Annotated in this window: 9 protein-coding genes; 3 read left to right on the top strand and 6 right to left on the bottom strand. The window is 65.6% G+C overall.

Features of this window, described 5'->3' with window-relative positions; translation table 11 throughout:
• Positions 1 to 38: 38 nt before the first annotated feature.
• Entirely contained in the window at positions 39 to 419 is a 381-nt protein-coding gene (locus tag ACQ5BL_RS02735) for a lysozyme inhibitor LprI family protein (RefSeq protein WP_243805105.1), read from the top strand.
• Between the two features lie 235 nt (positions 420 to 654).
• Here the strand turns inward: ACQ5BL_RS02735 and ACQ5BL_RS02730 are convergent, their stop codons facing one another.
• From ACQ5BL_RS02730 to ACQ5BL_RS02705, 6 genes are all read right to left on the bottom strand, one after another.
• On the bottom strand, positions 655 to 1,464 hold the full coding sequence (locus ACQ5BL_RS02730; protein WP_243805106.1) for an MOSC domain-containing protein: 810 nt from the start codon (positions 1,462 to 1,464) through the stop codon (positions 655 to 657).
• 211 nt (positions 1,465 to 1,675) lie between these two features.
• Positions 1,676 to 2,605, bottom strand: coding sequence for a chemotaxis protein CheV (locus ACQ5BL_RS02725; RefSeq protein ID WP_243805107.1), 930 nt, complete (start codon positions 2,603 to 2,605; stop codon positions 1,676 to 1,678).
• 113 nt (positions 2,606 to 2,718) lie between these two features.
• Positions 2,719 to 3,627 (bottom strand): lipid kinase YegS, encoded by a 909-nt coding sequence (gene yegS / locus ACQ5BL_RS02720; RefSeq protein ID WP_243805108.1) that lies wholly within the window; start codon positions 3,625 to 3,627, stop codon positions 2,719 to 2,721.
• 81 nt (positions 3,628 to 3,708) lie between these two features.
• Positions 3,709 to 5,268, bottom strand: a complete 1,560-nt coding sequence (locus tag ACQ5BL_RS02715; RefSeq protein WP_243805109.1) for an FGGY-family carbohydrate kinase — start codon at positions 5,266 to 5,268, stop codon at positions 3,709 to 3,711.
• A gap of 34 nt (positions 5,269 to 5,302) precedes the next feature.
• On the bottom strand, positions 5,303 to 6,886 hold the full coding sequence (locus tag ACQ5BL_RS02710) for a glycerol-3-phosphate dehydrogenase/oxidase (RefSeq protein ID WP_243805110.1): 1,584 nt from the start codon (positions 6,884 to 6,886) through the stop codon (positions 5,303 to 5,305).
• Positions 6,887 to 6,890: 4 nt separating this feature from the next.
• Positions 6,891 to 8,486 carry an FAD-binding oxidoreductase gene (locus tag ACQ5BL_RS02705; RefSeq protein WP_243805111.1) on the bottom strand — a complete coding sequence of 532 codons (1,596 nt, stop codon included), beginning with the start codon at positions 8,484 to 8,486 and terminating at the stop codon, positions 6,891 to 6,893.
• Between the two features lie 128 nt (positions 8,487 to 8,614).
• On the opposite strand from ACQ5BL_RS02705, the gene ACQ5BL_RS02700 reads away from it, so the two are divergent.
• Together ACQ5BL_RS02700 and ACQ5BL_RS02695 are read left to right on the top strand one after the other, a co-directional pair.
• Positions 8,615 to 9,643: an AraC family transcriptional regulator gene (locus ACQ5BL_RS02700; RefSeq protein ID WP_243805112.1), complete on the top strand. Its 1,029-nt coding sequence runs from the start codon at positions 8,615 to 8,617 to the stop codon at positions 9,641 to 9,643.
• 547 nt (positions 9,644 to 10,190) lie between these two features.
• Positions 10,191 to 11,618, top strand: a 1,428-nt coding sequence (locus ACQ5BL_RS02695) for a VCBS domain-containing protein (RefSeq protein WP_430292775.1), incomplete at its 3' end; no start/stop codon positions are given.

The raw sequence follows: 11,618 nt of genomic DNA, 5'->3' as shown, positions 1-11,618 counted from the left end.
CGGGCGGTTTTCATCCCCTCAAGGAAAAGGAAATTCCCATGCGCAAGCCCCTCCTGTCTTTCACCGCCCTCGCCGCCGGCCTGCTGGGCGCCAACCTGGCAATGGCCGCCTGTGAAAAGCCGCGCAACGCCTTCGACAGCGTGTACTGCCTGAGCACCGAGTACGCCCAGGTCGACCGCGAGCTGAACCAGGAATTCGGCACCCTGCGCAAGCTGCTCAACGATGGCCAGAAGGCCGCGCTGAAAAAGAGCCAGATCGCCTGGATCAAGGACCGCGACGCGCAATGCAGCTATGAGCGCGACGATGGCTACTTCGTGAACCTGCAGTGCGCGGTGGACAAGACCAACGAACGCCTGGATGTGCTGCGCGAGCGGGAGCGCGAGTGCCAGAGCACCGGTTGCGTCGAGGCCAAGCTGTAAGACGAGAGCCGTTGGCCACGCCTGACGATGGTGTGGCCAAAGGCGTCGGTCCGACGGCCAGCAGCCGCAAACGGTTGCAGGCTATCTGTAGGAGCGAGCTTGCTCGCGAACAAACCCACCGGCAGCTCTGGCGTTGGGCGGTTCGCGAGCAAGCTCGCTCCTACAAAAGGTGCCCACCCCGGTATTGGCAGCAAGGACGTACGACGTCCGCGTTATACGCCGATTGGCCTTGGCCCTACTCCAGAACTTCCACATCCATGCCCACGCGCAGCTCGCCGCCATTCAGGGCAATCAGGTTCTGCCCGAACAGCGCCTCGCCATTGACGTTGCGGTAACCCAGCAGAGTCGCCAGCGGTTCACGGTTGGCATCGCGCTCGCCGGTGTGTGGGTCAATGGTGGTGAGAATGCAGCGCGCACAAGGCTTGGCCACCTTGAAGGTGACGTCGCCAATGCGGATGCGTTTCCAGCTGTCCTCGGCAAACGGCTCGGCACCGGCCACCACCAGGTTCGGACGGAAGCGCAGCATCTCCAGCGGGCGGCCGACCTTCGCGGAAAGATCATCCAGGGAGCCCTGACCGATCAGCAGCAGCGGGAAGCCATCGGCGAAATGCACCTGCTCGCCCGGCTCGGCATAGGCGGTATCCACCTGCCGCGCGCGTTGCTTGGGCATCTGCACCAGACGCACGTCACGACCGAGGACGGTGCTCAGCCACTGGGCGGCGGCATCGCCGGCATCCGGCACCTGCAGCATGTCGCGCCAGATGACCACGCCACGCAGATTGTCGTCGCGGCCCGGAACGTCCACCAGCAAGTCATCCATGCCCGGCGCGCGCAAGCGCAGCGCCCGGAAGTCATCCTGCCAGCGCGCCTCGATGCGCCCCATCTGCGGCAACAGGCGCTGGGTCAGGAAGCGACCATTGGCGGCTTCGACCACCATCCAGCGGCGGTCACCTTCCAGCCCCAGCGCGTCCAGGCGGATAGACTGCAGGGGTTCATTGGCGGTGGATTTGACCGGGTAGCGGTAGAGTTCGCTGAGGCTGTACATCGGGGCGTCCTTTCACGTGGGCGAAAGCGACCTTATACGGGGTGGAGCGGGCGCCTAGCAATGGCGTAGGGGAAGGAGGCGCGGCAGGTGCGCGCCTGTTGCAGTGGAGTTACCCGGCGGGACTTCGCGGCAAGGTCCGCTCCTACGCCCTGTAGGAGCGCCCCATGGGCGCGATCGCGGGCATGGCCCGCTCCTACAGGGAGGATCGACGTCAGGCGGGGACTTTCTGTACCCGGCGGCGGATCACCTCCACTAGCTGATCCGGCTGGAACTTGGAGAGGAAGTCATCGCAGCCGACCTTCTTCACCATGGCGTCGTTGAAGCTGCCCGACAGCGAGGTGTGCAGTACCACGTAGAGGTCCCGCAGGCGCGGGTCGTTGCGGATCTCCGTAGTCAGCCGGTAGCCGTCCATCTCGGGCATCTCGGCATCGGTGAAGACCATCAGCAGCTTCTCTTCCATGTCATGCCCCTCGTCCGCCCAGCGCTTGAGCTGCTGCAGCGCACGCAGGCCATCGGTGGCCACGTGCAGGCGCAGGCCGAGCTGGGTCAGGGTGTCGCGCAACTGGGTAATGGCCACGCTGGAGTCATCCACCACCAGCACTTCGCGACCACGGGTGCGTTCGAGCAGTTCGTCGTCCAGGCGATCGGCGGATACGCGGGTGTTCATTGGTACGATCTCGGCCAGCACCTTCTCCACGTCGATGATTTCCACCAGGCGGTCGTCCACCTTGGTGATCGCGGTGAGGTAGTGCTGCCGCCCGGCGCCACCGGGCGGCGGCTGTACCGCCTCCCAGTTGAGGTTGAGGATGCGCTCCACCCCGCCGACCAGGAAGGCCTGCACCGAGCGGTTGTACTCGGTGACGATGATGGTGCTGTTCGCATCAGGAGTCAGCGCGCGCATGCCGATGGCGCGGGACAGGTCGATCACCGGCAGGGTCTGGCCGCGCAGGTTGATCACCCCGCAGATCATCGGGTGGCGCTGCGGGATCAGGGTCAGGCGCGGCAGCTGCAGGACTTCCTGCACCTTGAACACGTTGATCGCGAACTGCTGCCGTCCGGCCAGGCGGAAGACGAGGATTTCCAGGCGGTTCTGTCCCACCAGCTGGGTGCGTGAATCGACGCTGTCGAGAATACCGGCCATGCCTGCTCCTGCTTCGAAAGGGATCGTGCGAAAGGCTATCGGCCAGTCATCCCGATCCAGGATAATGGCTCGAAGCCATCATGCCCGACTCCCTCACAGGCTGCCAGTACGCTTCAGCGGGACGGCAGCGCCTTGGCCAGCAGCGCAGAGTCCTCCGGCAGGTGCATGGACAGCGCGTTCGGCCGCACCGCGAAGCGCAGGTGTCGTCCTCCGAGCGGCTCGCCGTCGAGATTTACGTCCAGCCCCTCGGCGGCATCCACTTCCAGCCAGGGCAGGCGCGCGCGGACGAACACCTCCTGGCCACCCAACCCACTGCCAAGCAAGGCGCCCAGCGCGTCGACCATGTCCTGCGGCGCCGGCAGGATGCTGACGTCCAGCAGCCCGTCATCCACCCACGCCTCCGGACACAGCGCATGTCCGCCGCCGGCCTGCCGGCCGTTGCCGATGCCCAGGGCGAGAAACTCACCTTCCCAGTGGAAGCCCGGCCCACGGAAGCTCCCGCGTGCGGTGTGCACCTCGGAGAAACGCGTCAGGCCGGTCAGCAGGTAGGCGGCGCCGCCCAGCAGCTTCTTCAACTCCTCGGGCGTGTTGGCGGTGACCTTCGAGCCGAAGCCGCCGGTGGCCATGTTGAGGAACAGATGGCCGTCCATCTCACCGATATCAACCGGGCGCGGCGGGATTTCCAGCAGCGCCAGCGCAGCCGCCGGCTCCAGCGGTACCCCGGCGGCGCGGGCGAAATCGTTGGCGGTGCCCAGCGGCAGGATCGCCAGGCTGGCCCGTCCCTCGCACTGGACCAGCGCTTCGGCCACGTCGCGTACGGTACCGTCGCCCCCGCCGGCGACTATGGTCGTGTAACCGGCCGCCAATGCTTCCTGGACCAGACGCCGGGCGTCTCCACCCTCCCAGGTCACCCGCACATCCAGCTTGCGCCCGGCCCGGCGCGTGGTCTTCACCGCCTCGCGCACCGCGTCATTGGTTGCCTGCTTGCCATGCAGGATCAGCATGGCCCTGGGTTTCGTCATGGTCGGCCGTCTCCCGATAATTCCCCTAACTGTGACCCCAGAGTAGCGGACAGGACTTGCGCCAACCTTAATCCAGCCGGTTCACGCCGGATAACCAGTGATCTCGCGGATGCTCTGGTACAGCGGCTTGAGCTGCTTGTACATGCGCTGGTAGACCTCGTTGTACAGCCGTTCGTAGGTGCGCTGCGCCTCGGGACGTGGCTGAAAGACCTCGCCCACGCGGGTCATGGCGGCGATGGCGCTGGCAAAGTCCGGGTAGAGTCCGAGCCCCACCGCGCAGTCGATGGCCGCGCCCAGGCCGGATGCCTCGTAGACGTGCGGGCGCTCCGCCGGCAGACCGAAGATATCGGCGGTGAGCTGCATCGCCGCATCGCTCTGCGAGCCGCCACCGGCCACGCGCAGGCGCTGGATGCGGGTGCCGGAGCGCTTCTCGATGCGCTCCTTGCCCTGGCGCAACGCATAGGCCAGGCCTTCGAGGATGGCGCGGTAGATGTGCGCACGGGTATGCACGTCGCCGAAGCCGATGATCGAGCCCTTGGCCTCCAGCCCCGGCTCACGGATGCCGGGGGTCCAGTAGGGTTGCAGCATCAGGCCCATGGAGCCGGCGGGCACGCTGTTCACCAGCTCGTCGAACAGTTTCTCCGGCTCGACGCCGAGCTCGGCGGCGCGCTGCATTTCGCGCAGGCCGAACTCGCGCTTGAACCAGCTGACCATCCAGAAACCCCGGTAGATCATCACCTCGGTGTTGAAGTGGTCGGGGATCGCTGCCGGGTACGGCGGGATCAGCGGGATGGTTTCCAGGTAGCACGAGCGCGTGGTGTTGATGGTCGCCGTGGTGCCATAGGACAGGCAGGCTACGGTGGGATCGATGGCGCCGGCGCCGAGCACTTCGCAGGCCTTGTCCGCACCTGCGGCGATCAGTGGCAGGCCCTCGGGAATCCCCGTGTGACGGCTCGCTTCGGCGCTGATCTCGCCCAGCCGCTCGCCGGGTTTGAGCAGCTCCGGCAGTTGCTCGCGACGCACGTCCAGCGCCTGCCACTTCCAGTCGCGCGGCGCGGCCCATTGCAGTTTCTTGTAGTCGAATGGCAGGTAGGCGACGCTGCACGCCACCGAATCCACATAGCGCCCGCACAGGCGCTGGGTGAGGAAGCCGGAGAGCAGCAGCACCTTGTGGGTGCGGCGGTGGATGTCCGGCTGCTGCTGGGCCACCCAGTTCACTTCGGCCTGGGTGCGGAAGTAGTCCACCGCGCCCTGCGCACCCACCAGCTTGAACAGCCAGCCCCAGGGGCCCTTGATCGACTCGCCCAGCTCGGCGCGGCGCTGGTCCAGCCAGATGATCGCCGGGCGCAGGGCCTGCCCCGCTTCATCGACGTGGATCACCGTGCCACGCTGGGTGGTGAGCGACACGCCACGGATGCGGCTGCGATCGATGTCCACGCTGGCCCACAAACGCTTGCACGCCTCGCCCAGTTGTTCCCAGTAATAGTCCGGGTGCTGCTCGGCCCAGCCGGGGTGGTCGGAGAAATAGGCCTCCAGCTCCACCTTGCCCTTGCCGACAAGGTTTCCCTCCAGGTCGAAAAGCAGTGCGCGCACGCTCTGGGTGCCGTTGTCGATGGCCAGCAGGTAGTTCTGTTCGCTCAAGGTGCGATCCTTCTTGTTCTTGACAGGCGCCCGCTCAGCGCGGGTCCGGCAGGCTGTAGCAACGCCGCCAGAGCGCCAGGTAATCCTGTTCTTCCTGCTTCCAGCGGGCATCGTCCCAACCCAGGCGCGGCTGGCACAGTGCACGGACCTTCGGCAGCTCGGCGGTGGCGCCGTCGGCCAGCAGCAGGCCGATACGGGTGCGGCGCAGCAACAGGTCGTCCAGGTGCAGCACCATTTCCCCCTCCGCCGCCCAGGCCAGTTCGGCCCAGAGGCAGTCGGTGTCGCCGATGCGTCCGGTGCCTACGCTTTTCAGCAGGCGTGCGAGCTCCGGCAACGCACGTCCATGGCGGCCGCTCAGGCGGCGCCGTTGGGTCGGTGTCAGGCCCTGCAATACCACGGCGGCGCCGGTGCTGAAGACGCTCTCTCCCGCGGCTTCCAGCGGCCGTTCCAGCATCGGCGCGCAGGCCTCCAGCACCTCCAGCGCCAACAGGCGGAAGGTGGTGAGCTTGCCGCCGGCCAGGGTCACGCAGCCGGGCTCGACCCACAGTGCGTGTTCGCGCTTTTCATCCGAAGGCTTGAGCGTCAGGGCGCCATCGCTGACCACCGGACGCACGCCGGACCAAGTGGAGCGCACGTCCGTGGCGGTAATCTGTGCGGACGGGAACTGCTGGGCGCAGGCGGCCAGCAGGTAGTCCAGCTCTTCGCGACTGATGGCCGCGTCGTCATCCAGGCTGTCACGGTGATCGAGGTCGGTCGTGCCAACCACCGTCGCGCCCTCCCAGGGGAAGACGAATACCGGGCGCTTGTCCTGGCCATGCATGAAGCTGAAGGCATGGGCCACCGGCAAGCGCCAGGCCGGCAACAATAGGTGGCTGCCGCGCAGCGGACGGATGTGTTCGCTGCCCTGCTTCTGCCGCAGCGCATCGGCCCAGGCGCCGGTGGCCAACGCCACGGCGCGGCTGCGGAAGCCGAAGCGCCGGCCGCTCTCGCGGTCCTCGGCGAGCAGGCCCTGCACACGGCCATCGCGGCGTTCCAGTTCAATCACCTTCAGGCCGTTCAGCGCCTCGGCACCTTCAGCCCGCGCCTCAGCGATCACGCGCATCACCAGGCGCGCATCGTCGGTCACCGCATCCTGGAAGCGAGTGCCGCCCAGCAGGTGCTCTTCCTTCAGCCCGGGCGCCAGGTAACGCAGCTCTTCGAGCCGGTAGAACAGATGATTGCGCCGCCCGGCCAGGGCGTCGTACAGCGACAGCAGCGTGCCGAACACCCGCGGGCCGGGGAAGCCGCCCCGGTAGTGCGGCATGATGAAGCTCAACGGATCGACCAGCCCCGGCGCTTCGCCGAGCAGACGCTGGCGTTCGCGCACCGAGTCGCGGGTCAGGCCGAACTGGCCCTTGGCGATGTAGCGCAGGCCGCCGTGGACCATCTTCGACGAGCGACTGGAAGTGCCCCAGGCGAAGTCGCGCTGCTCGATCAGCAGGCAGCTCCAGCCGCGCCGCGCGGCCTCCCTCAGGATGCCGGCACCGCTGATGCCACCGCCGACCACGATCAGGTCCCAGTCGCGTGTCGCCAGCTCAGACAGCGCCTTTTCACGCCAGGCTGCGTTCCAGGCGGACATGCCGTCAGTCCTGCAGCAGGGTGCCGGGGTTCATCCGGCCGGACGGGTCGAAATGCCCGGCCAGCGCCTTGATCGCCGCCATGCCCAGCGGGCCCTTCTCCACCGGCAGGTAGGGCGCGTGATCCTTGCCCACGCCGTGCTGGTGGCTGATGGTGCCGCGGTTCTGCACGATGGTCTGGCTCGCCGCGTGTTTGAGCTTGCGCCAGCGCTCCTGGGTCTGCGCGTAGCTGCCTGCCGGGCGGAACACGTAGGTGGTGTAGATGCTCGACCCTTCGCCATAGACGTGGGAGAGGTGGGTGAACACGTGCACCCGCTCGCCCTCGGCGGCCAGGCCGTCGCGCAGACTGGCTTCGATGCGGTTCAGCAGGTTGTCGACGTTGGACCAGTCGGTGGCGGTTTCCAGGGTGTCCACCACGTAGCCGTTCTCCCACAACGCCTCGCGCAGGTAGGGGAAGCGGAAGCGGTTCTGCGCCCACTTCTTGCCCAGCAGGGTGCCGGTGAACACGCCGCCAAATCCCTTGAGCAGGCGGCGCGCAGCGCGCAGCGAGGTGGCGTTCTGCGCCCGGTCGCCGGTGACGCCGAAGGTCAGCATGCACTTGCCCTCCGCCGCGCCGCGCATCTTCAGGTAGCGCTCCAACCACGCGATCTGCCCGGGGTGGCCGGCGAGCGCGAGCTGGGTCTTGGTCTCGATGGCGTTGGACAGGCGCAGCATCGACAGCGGCACCCGCGCTTGCACCAGGGTGCGGATGCCTTCCAGCGCCTGCTCCCAGGACGGCAGGAACACGGCATAGAAACGCTCGTCCTCGGCGATGCGAGTAACACGTACCTTCACCGAGGAGAGGATACCGAAGCGCCCTTCGGAGCCCATCACCACCTCGCGCAGATCAGGCCCTGCCGAGGAGGCCGGGAAAGTGGGGATCTCCAGTGTGCCGGCGAAGGTTTCCAGCGAGCCGCCGGCGAAGAGTTGCTCGATGCGTCCGTAGCGCAGCGACTGCTGGCCGCTGGAACGGCTGACGACCCAGCCGCCGAGGGTGGAGAGTTCCCACGACTGCGGGAAGTGTCCGAGGGTATAGCCACGGGCGCGCAACTGGCTTTCTACCTGCGGGCCGTTGGCACCAGGGCCGAAGGTGGCGATCAGGCTCTGTTCGTCCAGCTCCAGCAGGCGGTTCATGTGTTCCAGGGAAACGGTGAGCACCGCCTTGTCGGACGCCGGCGGATTGATGTGGCCGGCCACCGAGGTGCCGCCGCCGTAGGGGATCACCAGGCAGTCCCAGAGTTCGGCGAAACGCAACAGTTCGCGAATCTGCTCGGCGGTCTGCGGGTAGGCGACACCATCGGGGAACACGCCGAATTCGCCTTCGCGCATCGCCAGCCAGTCCGGCAGGCTCTGGCCACGGGCGTGCAGGAGGCGATCACGGGCATCACGCACCACCAGCGGGTGCTCCGGCAGACGCGAAGTCGGTACTTTCGCCAGCACGCTCTCCAGCGTGGCATCCGGCAATGGCTGGCCAGCGCCAACCAGCTCGGCGAGAAAACCGCGCCCGTTCTCGGGCAGTTCCACTACCGTCGTTTCCTCACCCCAGCCGTTCCAGCGTCGCATGCCCGCTCCTTTTTACTGTTTCGATAGCGCCTGATGGCTGCCTATACTAGCCAGCCGCCCTGCCCTGTCACTGTCGGATCAAGACAGGCGCAGTTGCCGATCGAGACACCAGAACAAGAACGAGCGCCATGCATTCCCTCGGCTACACCTCCGTCCCCGCCCTGCTGAAATACCTGCGCCACGCCGAATCCCTCGGCATGGACCTGGACGCTGCCTTGCAGGCCGCGGGCCTCGAACGCTCGCAACTGAGCGACAACAGCCAGCGCCTGCCCAGCGAGGCCCATGAGCGCCTGCTGCAGTATCTCTGCACACACTCCGGCGACCCGCTGTTCGGGTTGCACTCGGCGCGCTTCGTCCAACCCGGCTCCTGGAGCGTACTCGGCTACATCACCATGAACTGCGCCAATCTCGGCGAAGCCATGGGCCGGATCATTCCGTACGAGAAACTGGTGGGCGACATGGGCACCAGTGCGCTGGAGCCGGCGGACGATCATGTGAAGCTGATCTGGAACTGCCGCCACGACGCAGCGCCGATCCGCCGGCACATGGTGGAGAACGTGCTTGCCTCATGGCTTCTCTATGCCCGCTGGATCGCCGACACCAATGGCTCACCGCAGGAAGTCTGGTTCGAACACGCTCAACCCCAAGGCACCGACGTTGCCGAGTACGAGCAGCTGTTCTGCTGCCCGGTGCGTTTCGGGCAACCCTGCAGCGCCTTGCTGGTGCCCCTGCAATTGCTCAGCTACCCGCTGCGCCAGGCCGACGCCAACCTGCTGCGCACGCTGGAAGAGCACGCCCTGGCGCTGATGGCCGAACTGGACGACGACGAACCCTTGCCGCTGCGGGTGAAAAACGCGCTGCGCCTGCTGCTCAAGGACGGCCTGCCGCGCAAGGAGCGCGTCGCCGAGCGCTTCGAGATGACCGTGCGCACCCTGCAGCGCCACCTGCAACAGGCCGGCACCAGCTACCAGCAGATCCTCGACGAACTGCGCCAGGAACTGGCCGAGCATTATCTGGTGCACAGTGATTTGCCCATCCAGGACATCGCCCAGTACCTGGGCTTCACCGAGTCGCGCTCATTCCACCGCAGCTTCAAGGCCTGGACCGACCAGACACCCGGCGAATACCGCCAGCAACAAAAGAAAACGCCGGTCTGAGACTGGCGTTTTTCATTGCGGCCAACCTATTCGCCCTTGCGGCTGACGCTTGGATATTGACGCTTTTCGCCACTCATCGGATTAACCCCTGCATTTCGTCAATTCCCCGTCGAACCGACGAACACTTTAATGGCATTGAGCTACCGTCCAAGGGCAGTACAAACCTGAATTGGGTGTAAAGCCAAAGCAACGTAAAGGTATGCAGCCGCGTTATTGGGCCCGTATTCCTTATATCGGTTGCGTCGAGTGCTCCATGCACCTGAGCGGGTTTGGTACCGAGCGGAGAATCAAGAAACCAATGACCTGACGGATGCATGGATGGGAGGTTTCGATAAGCGTTGCCACCGTAAAGTGCGCAGTTTTCCGGGACGACGAAGAATCGACCTGCACCGACGTCGGCACTCACCACGCTTGCAGCCCCCCTCTTGGCGGCTCGAAAGACTCCCCCACCCCGAATCCGCAGGATCCCAAATCAGGGATTAATTGGCCGCGAGCTCCAAAACAGAGGTTGTCCGAGGCATTTCAGCTTTGATGTGAGGGAAGGATCATGAGCGAATATCAGTGGGACTTCGGTTCTGCCGCGTCCGGTTTGCAGTTCAAGGTCGTCTACAACAGCGCCGGCACCTTCACGGTGACCTGTACAACCGGGCACCTGGACCTCAATGCGCTCTGGTTCTCGGATGGCGACAAGCTCGTTGAAGGAACGGTCACCCTGGCCAAGTCCGACAACAGCCTCAACATGAATGGCACCGGCATTACCTGGGACGACGTCTACAAGGTTTCCAGCACCGGGCTCGGATCGGACGGCGTCAACAAGATCAGCTATCTCACCGCCGGCGAGTCGATGTCATTCTCGGCGACGACGCTCGACCTGCCGACGGCCATCACCGCGCTGCTAGCGAGCAACCCGACGCTCCTGACCATTGGTGTGCGAGTCACCAGCGACAGCTCGATCAGCGGCGAAGGAAAGTACGTCGACACCAGCGGCACGCTGATCACCAGCGTCAACCATGCGCCGACTCTGGACACCGTCAGCAACGGCACGGTGACCGATACGGCGGGCGACGACACCTATGCCGCTGTGACCGGCACCCTGCACGGCAGCGATTCCGACGGCAATACGGTGAGCTACAAGCTAGCGGGCTCCGTCGCCGCGAGCGGGACGGGGGATAGCCTGGGCTTCGACGTGCAGAAGGGTTCGGCCTACGGCACCTTCTACCTGAACACCACGAGCGGCGCCTACAAGTTCGTCGCCAACGATGCGGCGGTGGAGGGCCTGAAGATCACCCAGGCCGTGGACTTCACGGTCAGCGCAACCGACGACACGGCCGACAGCGCCACCCAGACCATCAGCATCAGCCTGAAGGGCGTCAACGATACGCCCGGGCTCAATGCCTCGCTGACCGCCAAGACTTATGTCGACACCTCGGCAGACGACACCTTCACCAGCGTGACCGGCCAGCTGACGACGGCGGACCGCGATGCCGGCGACAGTGCGACCTATACGATCGACGGAGCGACCACCGGGTCCTTCGATGTCAACGGAACCGCCTACCAGCAAAAACTGGTTGGCAGCTTCGGCACGCTGTACCTGGCTAATAGCGGTGCCTACGAATACGTCCCCGACGACGGGGCCATCGAAGGGCTCAAGACCAACGCCAGTGAGAACTTCACGCTCAAGGTCACCGACGGCTCGAATGCGACCGATACCAAGACCCTGACCATCAGCCTGACCGGTGCCAACGACACGCCCGAGCTTTCCGCCTCGCTGACGGCCAAGACTTATTTCGATACCTCGGGCGATGACACCTTCACCAGCGTGACCGGCCAGCTGACGACGGCGGACCGTGATGCCGGCGACAGTGCGACCTATACGATCGACGGAGCGACCACCGGGTCCTTCGATATCAACGGAACCAACTACCAGCAAAAACTGGTCGGCAGCTTCGGCACCCTGTACCTGGCTAATAGCGGC

The organism is Pseudomonas sp. B1-22 (genome assembly GCF_050474425.1).
GTDB lineage: Bacteria > Pseudomonadota > Gammaproteobacteria > Pseudomonadales > Pseudomonadaceae > Pseudomonas.
Note: the sequence above shows the minus strand (reverse complement) of the source record. Positions and strands in the feature narration are given on the sequence as shown.